A 13,564-nucleotide genomic window follows, 5' to 3' on the forward strand; every position below is an offset into this window, starting at 1 on the left:
CGCCGACTTGCACCGCCTGGCCCGCCGCGAGTTCGGCCGCCTGCAGCAACGGCCTGAGCTCATTACCAGCTTCTTTCGGCACGCAGGTCTCTCCGTTGCAGGTCTTTAGTGAAGATCATTAATAGCCAAATCGAACACGAGGAGCGTTAAAAACGGATTGCATGGGCAGAGCGGCGGTAAATCCCCCTGGATCTCTGAGGAAAGCCGCAGGGGCATAATTGGGCGCAGATTAATCCGCCCACTACCGGCTCGCCGCGAGCTTCCGATATTTTCCTCCCTGTGACCGCCCTCCCCAAACCGTTTTCCGACAGTTCACCGAGCGTCCTGGCTCCGACCCTGGTTCGAAATGGTTTGAAGACCGGCTGAAAGATCCTGTGTCGCCTGCTCGAGGCGGGAACATGAAACGCCGCTGGACGAAGCTGCGGGAATGACTTGCGGGGGCTGATGGTCCAATTCATCCGTTAATGCCCGAGCGAAAGCTAATCACGGGTCCGAAGCTCATTGATGACGGCAGTCAGGTCCGACTGGTATTTCTCGCGCAGCAGAGTGACCACGTTCTCTGCCGCCCTCCTCCCGATTTTATCAACAAGGAAGCGACGCAGCCTGTTTTGCTCGGCCCGACAACTGTCTAAAGCGTCCTCTGCAAGAGCCTCGGAGGTCTGCTGAGATTGGAGCCGACGCCTTACAAACAAAGCCGCACATGCCTGCCATCGATCATTCAGAGGTCGCGCTTCGCTATAGACTGCGAGCGGATCGAACTCGTCTGCATCAGCGGGAGGTCCGGCGAGGAGTAAGGCAATCAGGAACGCGGTGGCAGTTCCGGTCAGCCAACCCGCTTTTGAAAGTTTGATGTATGATGAGCCATGTCGGCGATACTGAAGCCAGAAGGCAGGAAAAGTGCCGTGACCCACACGGCCCAGCAGCAGCGCGGCATCCTCGCTCTGGCTCAGCATAAGGTCCTCCTGGTGTAACCTGGGCTCGCGACGGCTCTGGTGAGGATCAGTCCCAGTCGGCTGGACTGAATGGAATACGAGCCCCCTTAAGACCGGGTTACATCAGCGGGGCTGGCGATCACTCCAACAGGACGGCTCAGGCGTCGCCCTCTCATCGTCGTCATCCCAATCACCGTACTGCTCGGGAGCATGCTCGACCTTTTTCAGCACCTGCGGATATCGGGTTTTTCGCTGCCTCCCACCCGATTACCTCAACCAGTCGATGATGATCCACATGGGTCTGGACCAACTATCGCAACCCGAAGCCCGCTCGCTCACCATGGATTGAAGAATATGGTCTGCGCCATCTCACCATGCAGGCAATACCCCAAAGGCATTACACAATAATACCGCATGGACTTTCCAGAATTTTCTCGCCTATGAATTCACGAGCATGATCGAATACTGGCTCATGTATTCGGCTGGCGTAATAAGACAGGACGAGATCCCTCTCCTTGCCAAGTGTTGGTAGCGACCGCAGTCTGCTGTGGGGGTACTCATGCGAACAAAGTACGCGCCGGTTTTTGCCATCGTGCTCGTGCTCGGGTGGTCCGCACCTGACTTCAGCCAGACAAGCTTTGGCATCTCCGCAGAGGCAAAGACTAAATCCCGCATCTCTAAGAAAACCACAAAGCCCCAGCGTATCGTCCGCAAGAGCGCACCACGAAAAGCTGCCGCCAAACGACAGGCTGCACCGTCTAAACCCATTGTGGTGGCCCAAGTCCCCTCACCTTCCTCCTCTCCAACCTTGGATCTGCCCGTTCCTCCGATTCCTCCCATCATGATTTTCCCGCCGCCTGAGCTACAGGCTCCGACACGCGAACAGCAGATGGAGAAGCTCAGACTGGGCCTTATGCGGCTTGCCAAAGCATATCCAACCCCAGAAGACCATATGGAGAGGCTCAGAGTTGGTCTTGAGAGACTTGCAAGAGCGATGAATAGCCGTGGATCTGAGATCATTGCACAGCGATGACGTGATGTAATAAGTCACAGCCTCGGCGTCCGAGATCCTGCTCCTGGTCATCATCCCTGCTGAAGCGTCCAGCCCTTCTGGATCAGTCGCCGAGCGCCCAGTTCTTGGCCAAAACTAATTTTGGGTCGTCCGAAGATCCATTCCGTCGATCATCGCGGCCCGACGAACTTCATAGGCTCGGATCTTCGCCGAGATCCCCTCATGGCTGCTCCGGCTCGATCCATAGAAAACTGTTCCAGCCAGCGCGGCAGCGATCCCGAAGACGAGAACGATGGCATCGGATCGAATTACGCCGAGAACCGACGCCGCGAACAGAAGGATACCTACACCAATCGCAACCTTCGCGACGATCATGCTCTTCCGACACTGCTCAGCGACATCGGACAAGGTGTCGATCTCAGCTTCGAGATCAGTGATTTGCTGGCGAGGGTCGATCATAGGAGTCGTATCAAACGGCATTCGCGGAGCTTACTCAAGCTACGGACTGCCAGAACCCTCGGGAAGAATGGCAGGATCTTCTGTAGACGAAATGAACCGATGGCGTTTCAAACGATTTTCGCCCTCCTCCTGACGTTATCAGAATAGGGGTCTGCGCATCGTGATCAAACACACGGCCATCGGATGAGGAGGAACGACCTGGAGTTCATCCCCAGGCCGTTCGTATCAGTATGGGTGGGCGAGCTTGAAGCGCATCGCCTTCGCATCAGTTGCGAAGACGAAGCCTACATAGTACCCATTTTCATCGCTCGTCTGAACCTCCTCGAACAGCAGAAGGTCCCGATTCTCTTCGGCCAGAGCAACTTCATGCAGTTCACTAACCACTGCTTTTAGCGCGACATCACCAAGGCTGATGATGCCGAGCAGCGGATAGTTCGCCGAGGCGAGGATTCCATAGATCGTGTTCTCTTCGGATTCGATCCTTTCCCATGGGATGACACAAACAACGGTCCGATTTGGGTGGAGCCGCCTATAGTCTTCGAATTTCAGTGCGAGAGGCCCATTAGCAGCCATTGCCCAGCCTCCGGCCCATGTTGCTCGCAAGATAGTTGGAAGAGATCTTGGTCATTAAAACGGGCTCCTGGCGGCGTAACCTGCATATGGGTTCGCAACGACGGAGGAGGTATTCGAGCCACGGAGAGCGGTTTGCGCAGCAGCATCTGCCTCCATTTTTTGCTCCTGTTTCATCCGCTCGTACATCTTGTTCGGATCGTAGAAGCCGAAGAACTTTCGACGCTTGCCCCCACGACGCCAGAACTTGTCGTAGAGAAAGACATCTGTGCCGAACATCTCACCATCTGCATAGACGACGCACTGGATGGGTCCATTCTTCTCTTTGACCATCAGGACGGACTGTCCGGTGTAGCGAAGGTTGCTCTCACTCTTCGCGCCGATATGGCCCATCTTGGCGAACTCGGTGGTGTCCAGTTCGGCATAACTCATAGCAGCATCGTAGGCCCGAACGTAAAACCCGTGTGTCTCTTCGTTCATACGACCAGCGGCGAGTTCCTCGTTGGCCCAGTCCATCACTTTCTTTGGGGCGATCAGAGGCACGGTGCGTGCCCAATACGGACGGAACAGATCCAGACGGCCACCTGTGTAGATCTCGATCTTGAGGTTGTGCTGGCTCTTACCCTTACCGGGGGTCGGGCCATTGTCGAAGAGTTGGAACTGGGCGCACTGGATCACTTCCAGGCGCGGGCAACGAGTGAGGACCGGTTTAGTCTTCTTTTGAGTAGTCATTAGTAAATCTCCAATATGAAGCGGCGGGCTCGAAATTTGTGTCCCTTCGCTGTAATACGGTTATACACTATCAATGCAAAAAAACGTCAATTTCTTTCTCATTGTCTTATTACTAAGAAAGTGAAGAATACAAAGTTGTATATACAATGAGAATACGAGGTATTTATTTCGGCATTGCTCGTTTTATGTCTGGTGTTTATTGGTTTTCGCTTCGCTCGTCGCTCGTGAAGACAACGAAAGCACAGAGACAATGACGAGTTCCACTCGTTGGAGAAGAGACAACACGAGTTGGCCTCGTGACGAGAGAGACAAGGCGAACAGAATTCGCGCCGAAAACGGTTTGGATTGGTCGTTGACAAGAGAATTGATGAAAAGTGTGCAGCGCGGGTGCCGAGTCAGCCAGCCCGAACGGGAGCCCGCACCACCAGCCCTTCCCCAGAGAGTTCGTCGGGAGCGTTTTCAAACGATTTGGCCAAGACATTCCACCCGGCGCAGACGACACCGATCTTCGAAAACTCAATCATCACACGGGTGGTGCGGTCAGAAGGGCGGCATTGGACGAGTTAGCGGAGTTCGATGGTCGTCTCGACCTCATGCTTTAGCGCGGGCTCATCGTCTGAAGTCAGGGTCATGCGAAGCCGCAGGCTCGTTCCTTTGACGGCTCCTTCGCGTACGATCCGCTCGATCTCTCGCTGCGACGTTACTCCCACTTCCTTTAGGAACTTGCGCACGGCCATGTTGAAGTGGTCTTCATCCATAACGACCTCCTACGTCGAAGCCTCACGATATCACATTATTACATGAGCCTAAAGCGGCGTTACTGGCGACGGCAGTCTCGTCCCGAGAGTTCGTTGAAGGCGTTTTCAAACGATTTCAGCAGGCGGCATGGCGTCGATTCACGCGTGAACACGTAACAGGGTATGATCAAGCCCGGCTTCACAGGGCAGAGCGATGGACAGGGTTCTTCGAGATCTAAATCGTTTGAAGTGGATGGTGTCAGCGAACTCGGCTTTGCTGCTCGTGATCCTTTATCTCGTTTGAGGGTTTGTTTCGCGCGAGCCCGTCCCAGCCGACATAAACCCGCCCGAGATCCGGGAAATCCACTTGGACATGGGTGGGCCATTCTGGGTCATGGCAGATCTCCGTGACTATGCCCTGCATGCCTTGAGCAAGTAGGTGCTCGCGACCTTCGGTGTCCCAGACCGTATCAGGACCTTTGACGACGGATCTCCGGGGCGAAAAGGGATTTCTTCATGATCCCAATCGCGCCGGATCTGTTCCTGATAGTCGAGGCCAATCTTGCCCTGCCATGCAGGTGGGTGCTCAGGCTTCTTCGGGTCCATGATCAGGCGCTCTCGTCATTCCAACGATCATACTCAATCTGCAAGTTGGCCGGACCCAAATAAAGCCCATGATCCCATGGGGCAGCCATGACGTAGCCGAGCCGCCAATTATAGCTGTCTACATCCAGGTGCAGATTGATCCGGCCAACACGCTTCTCAAACACCATCCACGACCGACGAAATCGTTTGAACCTGTCGTCTCCTGGACACCACGTGAGCCCCAATGGCCCAAGATCCACCCCAAGCAAGTCATCATCCCAATAGATCCCGACTGTCCAGCAACGAAGGTCGAGCACAACCTCCCAAGACGGTCTTCGGATAAAATCCAACCGTAAAGACATCATGGGCCTCCAAATCGTCGGATGGGCAGGGTCATCCCTCTCGAAAGCGATCTCCTGGTTCGGGGTGGCACGTTCCACAGGCGACAGGATATCATCCATCGCAGATCGAAGCTCGCATGGAATTGTTTGAACGATTTTAGATCTACCCTGGTCTCTCGCGAGAGTTCGTCGGGAGCGCCCTCAAACGGTTCAAAGGCAGAGCCGGATGCTGGACTTGTCTGAAGGTGATCGCCGCACTCAGGCAGATCTTACATCATCGGTGGGGTTAGCCCACTGATTGACCGAACTCCATTCTCACGCTGCTTTTGGCGGCAGGATAATCTGCGGGATTTCAGACGGAAGTGGCCCATCGTCTCGCAAGTTCCCCTGCGGAAGACGCATATCGAGCACTGCCTTCCAGTTTTGGGGATGAGCACGGATTGTCTTCGCGATTTCTTCCAACCGGCGCGGGCTGGCGTCATTCACGGCCCACATGGTGCGGGTGAAGTAGTCTAACGCAAGATTGGCTGTGACGAGGGAGTGCTTGTGCTTCTTCAGAAGCCCTTCGACGATAGCGAGGCCACAGGTGTATTCCCAGGTCGCCATAATGTCGAAGGTGATGGTGAAGACCGGAATTCGGCTCCTAACAGCCGGAAGGTGAACCCGCGTTCGCGTAGGAAACTGCATCGGATTGTTCAGGTCTTTGTTGGTGAGAAAGACAGTCTTGCAGCGCACCAGAAACGGCAACCCAGTCAGATGGTTTTTTGGCTCATCTTTCTTGTGCTTGCCTACGATGTTGTTCTGAACCCAGCGGTTCGCCGGAACCGGGTCGAGAGCCTTTTTGAGGGTATTGATGGTGTCGCCGCCCCAAACCTTATCGGCTTCGTCAAACAGGACGATGCCATCGCGAGCCTCATAAAGCTCTTCGATTAGCCCCAGGTTTGAACCGGGCGTGGCTGTGCGCGGCACAATTCCTGCCTTGGCGAACATGGCATTAAAGGTGTGGTTCTTACCGAGGCCGGGAGGTCCGGAGACCAGAAGTGCATGGTACACTCCGTTGGGTTTCACCAATTCCTCTGCGGCCTCACGAATTAGGCCCATTTGCTGGCTGATCGGGTTGCTCTTCAGTCGTTCAGCCCATTCTTCCTTGCTGTTTCGTTCGCTCATCCTGGTCGGCTTTCATAGTGAGAGTGTGGGAGCGCCCCCATTTCTCTGGTGACCGCCATATTGACAGCCACCGTTGGACCGCCAGCCGAAGTAGGCGGTAGGGTTGCGACTTCTCAGGTCGCTCGTAGACTCTCCCAAGCCGAAGTAGGGAGAGTGGTGGACTTAGAGGGATGAAGCCCTCCAGGGGGCATTCCAAGACGCCGAAGCGCTTGGGATGGAAAATGCTCATGGTGCCGAAGCCCCAGAGCCAGTGTCATTGGCCAACGACTGTGGCCCTATCTACTCAGACCTCAAACTCTGGTCAATGCTATTTTCGAAGTAAAATTGTTTGAATCAGCGCCCGCCGTATAGTTTCGTCAAACGAAAATTTTTGCCCGTATAGTTGATTGGGTTATACTTTGGAGCAAATCTATAGTTCGTCAAACGAAAACGATTTCGTGTATACTTGATGCTGTGAAAACACTGCTGGACAAACCTTACGCGCCGTCATATAGACGCCCCGCTTTATGAGCACCCATTGAGCAGTTGAGACAGTGGGATTAGCAGAGGAGTTCACAATGTATGCTGCGTTGGTCAAGCAACACACCGCAGAGCGCCTACGGGATAGCCATCTCCCGTCCACCGGTCGTTGGGCCGGTGCGCTCTTCAGTGATTGCAATGTCTACTTTTCAACCCTGCGGGGAAGTTTCGAATGCCCGCATTTATCCAACGCGTGGACGCTCCAGGGAATATGCAGCGGCTCACATTGGAGTCGGCGTGACTACCTTTGATCAGATGGTTGCGGACGGTCGCATGCCCCAGCCGCGCATCATCGGCGGGCGTGTCGTCTGGTGTGTCTATGAGCTTGACGAGTATTTTGACCGGCTGCCCCGCCGTGGTCAGAATGCAGAAACTCATAGTGTCCAGAATCCCTGGGCTGATCAGAAGGCGGCATGATGGCCCGACCGAAGCTCGATCCTAAGATCAAGAAGGCTCGCTATGAGAAGGCGAAGCAGGAAGCCGAGAAGCTCAACAAGAAGCTCGGTTCTCATGCTCATACCAATGCGTACGCAACTGAGTGGGGCAAGGTCGTGGTCTATTATGAGGCTCCTGGCCAGCGAAAGGTCAGGATTCGCGCAACCTTTCCATCCATCGAGTTCGACGCCGAACTCCTTGCCGCTAAGCAGGGGCAGCCCGTTCTGTCCCGCCCGGTTAACGCGAGTAAACCCGATCTTCGGAAGCCTGCCGCCCCCGCCACATGGCGGTGGGCGTGCCAGGATTACTTTGCCAATGATCCGACCTACCGTGCGATGTCCAAGCGCGACAAGCGCAACCGGAGGAATGTCTTGGAGAGCACCTGGGACGAGCCTCACGCCAAATATCCCTATCTGCGGTACGGCGACTGTCCGCTTGCCGACTTCAATGGTGAATCCGTGCTGATCCTCATGAAGCGGAAGCTGAAGTGGAAGAAGGTGATGGACGAGAGAGAAAAGGAAGAGCGCGAGGTCCAAACCAACTTTTCGGCGGCGAATACCCGGCACAAGTTCATCAGCGCGGTTCTCTCCCATCTGGTCCAGAACCACACGCGACTCGTGGGCGGTCGAAATTGGGCTCGGGACATCAAGCCGTTCAAAGCCGAGAATGAGGAAGGCCACCGGACACCGAGCCTCGAAGAGATCGCTTTGTTCCAAGAAGAGTTCAAACTTGGGACGAAGGAGCGGCTCCTGTTCGATCTTGCCTACTACACCACACAACGTCGCGCTGACCTGCCCCTGTTGGGACGCCTTGTTCTTGGAAAAGATCGGAACGGCAATGACCGGTTGTCATTCATCCAACACAAGAATCGCAACAAGAAACCAGTCACAGCCTATGTTCCATTGTTCCCAGAGCTTCGCCGTTCGCTTGAGGCTGCCAAGGAGGCAGGCATTCTCGGCGACACGTTTTACCTTGTGCATGACAAGCTCACCCCAACGCAGCCGGACCGACCATACGCTGAGGGTAGCCTTGGCAACATGATGCAGGAAGCCATCAAGACGCTGATTGGGAAGACTGGGATGAAAAGACCATTTTCCCTTCACGGCCTTCGCAAGGCTGGCGTCTGCCGTTTGATCATGGTTGGCCTTTCTGTTCACCAGATAATGGCCATCACAGGACATCGAACCCCAAGGGAGATCGACCGGTACGGTCGTGATTATATGCGCAGCGTCGCGTCTGAGCAGGGCTATCAGCAGTATCTGGCGTGGCGGGCTCAGAATGAAGCCGTTATCGATGCGGATATCGGGCTTACTGAGTCGGGGGCGGAAGTCGCGTAAGATTGCCTGCTATCTCATAAGAGGCCGCCTATAGGCGGCCCTTCCTATGTCTTCTGCGAAGAACAGAAGCAGCCCAAAGTCCCCCAGGTTTTCACCCCAGGTTTTGATATCGAACCTTTTAGGGAAGCTAAGTACTTGAAAAAGCAACACTCTCTAAGAGAGATGGTGCCCAGGAGAGGACTCGAACCTCCACGGTGTTACCCGCTGCTACCTGAAAGCAGTGCGTCTACCAATTCCGCCACCTGGGCATGCCTTGTCGGCGAGGCTTCGTTTACGGTGCTTCTGGCGGCACGTCAATCGCCGAAAATGCGTCCCATGCGGTTTCTTGCTGTCGCACCTCTTCACAGGGGGGCGGCGTTTGACTAGAGACGTTTTAAATTTCGCCCCAAGCTCCATACGGGCCCTTCACCGGGCAGGAGAGTTTCATGATCGGTGCCCTTCGCACGCCTGAGCAACAAACCGTCACCGTTTTCGGCGGATCGGGCTTTCTCGGCCGCTACGTGGTGAGCCGTCTGGCCGAGCGCGGCTATCGCGTCCTCGTGCCGACCCGCCAGCCGAACCTCGCGAACTTCCTGCCCCTGGGCAAGGTGGGTCAGATCAACCCGATCCATGCCAACCTGCGCAACGAGGATTCCATCGCCCATGCGGTGGCGCGGGCGGACCATGTGGTCAACCTCGTCGGCATCCTGCAGGAGACCGGCCGCCAGCGCTTCGACACGCTCCAGGCCAAGGCGCCGGCCATGATCGCGCGGCTCGCCAGGAAGGCCGTGTCCTTCACCCATGTCTCGGCCATCGGGGCCGATGCGGGTTCCGAATCGACCTATGCCCGCACCAAGGCCGAGGGCGAGACGGCCCTGCTCGAGGCGCGGCCGGATGCGACGATCCTGCGTCCTTCGCTGATGTTCGGGCCGGGCGACAGCTCGTTCAACCGCTTCGCCACGCTCGCGCGCATGCTCCCCGTGCTGCCGTTGCCGGGCGCCGAGACCCGCTTCCAGCCGGTCTATGCCGGCGACGTGGCCGAGGCCATCGTGCGGGCGGTGGACGGCGCGGTACCGGGCGGGCGCACTTATGAGCTCGGCGGACCCGAGATCCGCACCATGCGCCAGATGATGGAATTCGTGTTCGAGATCACCGAACGCAAGCGCATCATCATCCCGGTGCCGAACTCCCTGGCGCGGACTCAAGGCAGCGTCCTGGGAACCCTCGACTGGCTGACGCTCGGCCTTCTGCCCGACGAGATCGTCACCACCCGCGACCAGGCAATCCTGCTGGAGACGGACAACGTGGTCTCGGAAAGCGCCATCCGCGAGGGCCGGACGCTCCAGGGCCTCGGCCTCACGCCCACCACCATCGAGGCGATCGTGCCGAGCTACCTCCTGCGCTTCCGCAAGACCGGCCAGTTCGACCTCAAGCGCAACGCGCCGTCGACGGGCCACTAGCGCATCGTGCGGAAAAGTGGATCCGGTTTTCTGCGCCGAACGATGCGCTTTGAGGGAATGAGCATCGGATTGGATCCCAAAAGTGCACATCCACTTTTGGGTCCAAGGCTCTAAAGGGCTTAGAAGCAAGCCCTTCAATATTTTTCGATGGATGCGGGCTCTTCACGGCGAAGCGGCATCCGCTTCGCCGAATTCTGCGCGAGCTTCTTGTGCAGGTGAACCATCAGCGTCGCGCCGAAGATCGGCGTGATCAGGTTCAGCACCGGCACGAGAACGAGGCCCGCCACGACGGCACCAGCCGCCAGCACCGTGCCTCGGTGCTCGGTGCGCAGGCGCGCCACCTCGTCCGCAGACCAGAAGCGGCCCGCCGCCAGTTCAAAATATTCCCGGCCGAGCAGATAGGCATTGGCGACGAAGAACACGCCGATATTGATGCCGGGGATGAAGAACAGGAGCAGGGCGATGAGGTTCACGAGCAGCGACAGGCCGGCGAAGCGAAGACCGTAGAGAAGGGACTTGCCGAAGGGCAGCGCCTGTCCCGGCGGATCGGCGGGATAATCCTTGCGTTCCACCACCTCGGCTACGTCGTCGAGGAAATAGCCCGCCACGATGGCGGAGATCGCCGGCAGCAGATAGATCAACGCAACGAAGAGGCCGAAGCCCGCCAGGAAAAACGCGAAGCTGTCGATGATCGGATAGCTGGCGCTCAGATCGTGGTTCGTGAGGAAGATGTCGAACAGCTTGGTCAGGCCGAGCCAGACCAGGACAAGCAGCGCCACCGTCAATCCGATCGATTTCCAGAGAATGTGCCGCAGGGCGGGCGAGAAGATCTCGCGGGCCGCCGCGAAAACCGATTGGATCAGCATCTGTCGTTCGTGTCCTTCATTCAGCATCCCTTGATGCAGGAGGCGGACCTTACTTATGAACGAACCCGCCGCAAAGCGAGGGGTGGAGATCATCGTGCCGATGGAAGATGCAACACCGACGAGCCTGCCTACGAATCCGGACGTGGCGATTATCGGCGCGGGGAGCGCCGGAATCGCCGCGGCACGGCGCCTGCTGGCGTCGGGATTGACGGTGACGGTGCTGGAGGCCCGGGATCGCATCGGCGGGCGCACCGTTACACGTATGTTCAAGGGCCATCCGCTCGATCTTGGCGCCCATTGGCTTCATGCGGGGCCGATCAACCCGCTGGTGAAGCTCGGGCGGACGCGAGGTGAACCCTTACGCCGGGCTCCCGTGAACGGACATTTCTTCATCCGCGGCCGGCCGGGCAGCCGAGCCGCGCGCGCCGCCCTCGACCGCGCTTTCGCCATGGCCGACCGGGCGATGACCCACGCTGCGAAAGCGCGTGAGGATCAGCCTGCGGCCAAGACGCTGCCGCCCATGGGACCTCAAGGAAAGCGCGTTGCCGCCATCCACGGCTTGGTCTCGGGCCGGCCGCTGGACGAAGTGAGCCTGCATGATTTCCCGAGCATGGAATATTCGGACAATCTCTTCATCGCCGGCGGCCTCGGCGCCTATGTGCGCCGCCTCGGCCAGGATCTGCCGGTGCGGCTCGGCACCGCCGTCCGTGCCATCGACTGGTCGGGGCAGGGCGTACGGATCGATACGTCTGCCGGGACGCTTCAGGCCAAGGCCGTGATCGTCACCACACCCATGGCGGTGCTGCAGCAGGGTGCGATCCGCTTCGCACCCGCTTTGCCCAACACCATCGCGGAAGCCGTTCACGGCTTCACGCAAGGCGTCTACGAACATGTGGTCCTGCACTGGCCGGATTCGCCCTTCCACGGCGCGGACCGGCTGGCGAGCCTGACGGGGACTCGCTTGCAGCCGCCGGGTCTCCTGACCCGCATCGACGGCACACCGTTTCATTTCTTCGAGCTCGATCAGCCCAGAGCCGCCAGTTTCGACCGACGGGACATTCACGCGCCCTATCGTTATGCACGCGCTGTACTGTCGGAGCAGTTCGGCCATCGGGCGGTCCGCAATCTCTCCGCCTTGCACAGCACCGCCTGGCGGCATGATCCCTGGTCGCGCGCCTCCTGGGCTGTGGTGCCGCCGGGACTTTATGCCATCCGCGATATCCTGAAGATGTCGGTTGGAGAGCGGATCTGGTTTGCCGGCGAGGCGCTCTCGCGTGCCCAATGGGGCACGGCCGGAGGAGCCTGGGAGGAAGGTGAGAGGGCCGCTGGAGAGATTGTCGCTAAACTACGCTGACGGCGTTCAGGGCTGAGACAAGCCAGTATCCAGCTGGGCGCGCACCCAGGTGACGGCCTCGTCGAGCGTGGCAAGAACGGGAGGCGTCACACTGATGAGACCGCTGCAGGGGCCGAAGCCAGCTTCCAGAAACCAGCCTCCGGCTTGCCCCCGACCGCCGACGGTTTCCTCCGGCGTCACCCAGGTGAAGACGGCGACGAGTTGTCCGTCCGCGAGGACGAGTTGTCCTTCGTGAGAGCCGCCATCCGCCAGGACCGACATCGGTTGGAGAGTAATATAAGGCATCATGTTTCCATTGGCCGGTTTTACCGCTCCTCTTTCTGAAGGCTGAGATAGGTCGAGGTGAACTCGCCAACCTTCGTCAACCGCTCCCAATCGAGAATGGTCAACGCGTCACCCTGGAAACGGATCAATCCTTCCTTGCGCAATTCCTGCAGCACCCGATTCACGTGCACGGTTGACAATCCGAGAGTGTCACCGAGTTCCGCCTGAGTGATCGGCAATTGGATCGTGTCACCCTCAACCCGGCCGATTACCTTGAGACGTAGGAAAAGCTCGCAGATCAGATGAGCCATGTGCGCCGTGGCGGAAAGGCGCCCCATGGTCGTCAGCCATTCCCGGTGAATGGCGCCGTCGATCAGGGTACTGAGCCAGAGCAGCCGTGTGAGATGAGGGAATTCATCGGTGATCTTCTCAAGCGTCGCATGCGGAACGAGAGCGATGCGGCAATTGGTGAGCGCCAGAACCCCGTGGTCCATCGTCTTCAGAAGGAAACTGTGCAGGTCGATGAAATCACCTGCCACATGGATGGCCGAGATCTGCCGCCGACCATTCGAGACGATCTTGTAGCGAGCTGCAAAGCCCTCAAGAAGAAGCGAGCTTTCCGTTGGGCGGTCGCCTTCCCGCACGAGGTCCTCATCGGCTTCGACGACGCGAATGCGTGCAATCGCGTTCTCGAGAACTCCTTTTTCCGCGTCGGAGAGCCCGTCGTACTTCTCAAGCTTTAGAATGAGGGAATTGGTCATCAAGGCCATAGGGGTAGGGACACTCCTGTTCTGGTCAAACTCCACTCTTAGCCG

Annotated in this window: 14 protein-coding genes and 1 tRNA gene; 5 read left to right on the plus strand and 10 right to left on the minus strand. The window is 57.7% G+C overall.

The features are described 5' to 3' along the window. Nucleotides 1–479 precede the first annotated feature (479 nt). Nucleotides 480–953 carry a hypothetical protein gene (locus tag ACS5Q1_RS32200; protein WP_473102033.1) on the minus strand — a complete coding sequence of 158 codons (474 nt, stop codon included), beginning with the start codon at nt 951–953 and terminating at the stop codon, nt 480–482. Between the two features lie 538 nt (nt 954–1,491). Here ACS5Q1_RS32200 and ACS5Q1_RS32205 point away from each other — a divergent pair. Continuing rightward, complete coding sequence (locus ACS5Q1_RS32205; RefSeq protein WP_473102034.1) at nt 1,492–1,965, plus strand: hypothetical protein; 474 nt, start codon at nt 1,492–1,494, stop codon at nt 1,963–1,965. 114 nt (nt 1,966–2,079) lie between these two features. Here ACS5Q1_RS32205 and ACS5Q1_RS32210 read toward each other — a convergent pair whose 3' ends face one another. From ACS5Q1_RS32210 to ACS5Q1_RS32230, 5 genes are all read right to left on the minus strand, one after another. After that, nucleotides 2,080–2,403 carry a hypothetical protein gene (locus tag ACS5Q1_RS32210; RefSeq protein ID WP_473102035.1) on the minus strand — a complete coding sequence of 108 codons (324 nt, stop codon included), beginning with the start codon at nt 2,401–2,403 and terminating at the stop codon, nt 2,080–2,082. Between the two features lie 225 nt (nt 2,404–2,628). After that, on the minus strand, nt 2,629–2,976 hold the full coding sequence (locus ACS5Q1_RS32215) for a hypothetical protein (RefSeq protein WP_473102036.1): 348 nt from the start codon (nt 2,974–2,976) through the stop codon (nt 2,629–2,631). A gap of 54 nt (nt 2,977–3,030) precedes the next feature. Continuing rightward, on the minus strand, nt 3,031–3,705 hold the full coding sequence (locus tag ACS5Q1_RS32220) for a hypothetical protein (RefSeq protein WP_473102037.1): 675 nt from the start codon (nt 3,703–3,705) through the stop codon (nt 3,031–3,033). A gap of 563 nt (nt 3,706–4,268) precedes the next feature. Then, nucleotides 4,269–4,463 carry a DUF6494 family protein gene (locus ACS5Q1_RS32225; protein ID WP_473102038.1) on the minus strand — a complete coding sequence of 65 codons (195 nt, stop codon included), beginning with the start codon at nt 4,461–4,463 and terminating at the stop codon, nt 4,269–4,271. A gap of 1,220 nt (nt 4,464–5,683) precedes the next feature. Further along, complete coding sequence (locus tag ACS5Q1_RS32230; RefSeq protein WP_473102039.1) at nt 5,684–6,535, minus strand: P-loop NTPase family protein; 852 nt, start codon at nt 6,533–6,535, stop codon at nt 5,684–5,686. Nucleotides 6,536–7,291: 756 nt separating this feature from the next. Here ACS5Q1_RS32230 and ACS5Q1_RS32235 point away from each other — a divergent pair. Continuing rightward, entirely contained in the window at nt 7,292–7,471 is a 180-nt protein-coding gene (locus tag ACS5Q1_RS32235; RefSeq protein WP_473102040.1) for a hypothetical protein, read from the plus strand. Beyond that, a complete protein-coding gene (locus ACS5Q1_RS32240; RefSeq protein ID WP_473102041.1) occupies nt 7,468–8,826 on the plus strand; it encodes a tyrosine-type recombinase/integrase in 1,359 nt (452 codons plus the stop codon). The genes ACS5Q1_RS32235 and ACS5Q1_RS32240 overlap by 4 nt, the downstream gene beginning before the upstream one ends. Before the next feature lie 163 nt (nt 8,827–8,989). Here ACS5Q1_RS32240 and ACS5Q1_RS32245 read toward each other — a convergent pair. Next, nucleotides 8,990–9,074, minus strand: a tRNA-Leu gene (locus ACS5Q1_RS32245). Between the two features lie 177 nt (nt 9,075–9,251). Here ACS5Q1_RS32245 and ACS5Q1_RS32250 point away from each other — a divergent pair. Further along, complete coding sequence (locus ACS5Q1_RS32250; protein WP_473102042.1) at nt 9,252–10,265, plus strand: complex I NDUFA9 subunit family protein; 1,014 nt, start codon at nt 9,252–9,254, stop codon at nt 10,263–10,265. Between the two features lie 134 nt (nt 10,266–10,399). On the opposite strand, the gene ACS5Q1_RS32255 is transcribed toward ACS5Q1_RS32250, so the two are convergent. Then, nucleotides 10,400–11,131 carry a sulfate transporter family protein gene (locus tag ACS5Q1_RS32255; RefSeq protein ID WP_473102043.1) on the minus strand — a complete coding sequence of 244 codons (732 nt, stop codon included), beginning with the start codon at nt 11,129–11,131 and terminating at the stop codon, nt 10,400–10,402. A gap of 100 nt (nt 11,132–11,231) precedes the next feature. On the opposite strand from ACS5Q1_RS32255, the gene ACS5Q1_RS32260 reads away from it, so the two are divergent. Further along, nucleotides 11,232–12,485, plus strand: a complete 1,254-nt coding sequence (locus ACS5Q1_RS32260) for a flavin monoamine oxidase family protein (RefSeq protein ID WP_473102057.1) — start codon at nt 11,232–11,234, stop codon at nt 12,483–12,485. A 6-nt stretch (nt 12,486–12,491) separates the two neighbouring features. Here ACS5Q1_RS32260 and ACS5Q1_RS32265 read toward each other — a convergent pair whose 3' ends face one another. Next, entirely contained in the window at nt 12,492–12,773 is a 282-nt protein-coding gene (locus ACS5Q1_RS32265) for a hypothetical protein (protein WP_473102044.1), read from the minus strand. Nucleotides 12,774–12,790: 17 nt separating this feature from the next. Beyond that, nucleotides 12,791–13,510 carry a Crp/Fnr family transcriptional regulator gene (locus ACS5Q1_RS32270; RefSeq protein ID WP_473102058.1) on the minus strand — a complete coding sequence of 240 codons (720 nt, stop codon included), beginning with the start codon at nt 13,508–13,510 and terminating at the stop codon, nt 12,791–12,793. Nucleotides 13,511–13,564 lie beyond the last annotated feature (54 nt).

Source organism: Microvirga sp. GN3, from assembly GCF_055792825.1.

Excerpts from the sequence above, each read along its gene's own strand:
- ACS5Q1_RS32250 (WP_473102042.1), top strand. The coding sequence starts at position 9,252 with ATGATCGGTGCCCTTCGCACGCCTGAGCAACAAACCGTCACCGTTTTC.
- ACS5Q1_RS32205 (WP_473102034.1), top strand. The coding sequence starts at position 1,492 with ATGCGAACAAAGTACGCGCCGGTTTTTGCCATCGTGCTCGTGCTCGGG.
- ACS5Q1_RS32200 (WP_473102033.1), bottom strand. The coding sequence starts at position 953 with ATGCTGAGCCAGAGCGAGGATGCCGCGCTGCTGCTGGGCCGTGTGGGT.
- ACS5Q1_RS32270 (WP_473102058.1), bottom strand. The coding sequence starts at position 13,510 with ATGACCAATTCCCTCATTCTAAAGCTTGAGAAGTACGACGGGCTCTCC.
- ACS5Q1_RS32210 (WP_473102035.1), bottom strand. The coding sequence starts at position 2,403 with ATGATCGACCCTCGCCAGCAAATCACTGATCTCGAAGCTGAGATCGAC.
- ACS5Q1_RS32225 (WP_473102038.1), bottom strand. The coding sequence starts at position 4,463 with ATGGATGAAGACCACTTCAACATGGCCGTGCGCAAGTTCCTAAAGGAA.
- ACS5Q1_RS32260 (WP_473102057.1), top strand. The coding sequence starts at position 11,232 with ATGGAAGATGCAACACCGACGAGCCTGCCTACGAATCCGGACGTGGCG.
- ACS5Q1_RS32265 (WP_473102044.1), bottom strand. The coding sequence starts at position 12,773 with ATGATGCCTTATATTACTCTCCAACCGATGTCGGTCCTGGCGGATGGC.
- ACS5Q1_RS32255 (WP_473102043.1), bottom strand. The coding sequence starts at position 11,131 with ATGCTGATCCAATCGGTTTTCGCGGCGGCCCGCGAGATCTTCTCGCCC.
- ACS5Q1_RS32215 (WP_473102036.1), bottom strand. The coding sequence starts at position 2,976 with ATGGCTGCTAATGGGCCTCTCGCACTGAAATTCGAAGACTATAGGCGG.
- ACS5Q1_RS32230 (WP_473102039.1), bottom strand. The coding sequence starts at position 6,535 with ATGAGCGAACGAAACAGCAAGGAAGAATGGGCTGAACGACTGAAGAGC.
- ACS5Q1_RS32220 (WP_473102037.1), bottom strand. The coding sequence starts at position 3,705 with ATGACTACTCAAAAGAAGACTAAACCGGTCCTCACTCGTTGCCCGCGC.
- ACS5Q1_RS32240 (WP_473102041.1), top strand. The coding sequence starts at position 7,468 with ATGATGGCCCGACCGAAGCTCGATCCTAAGATCAAGAAGGCTCGCTAT.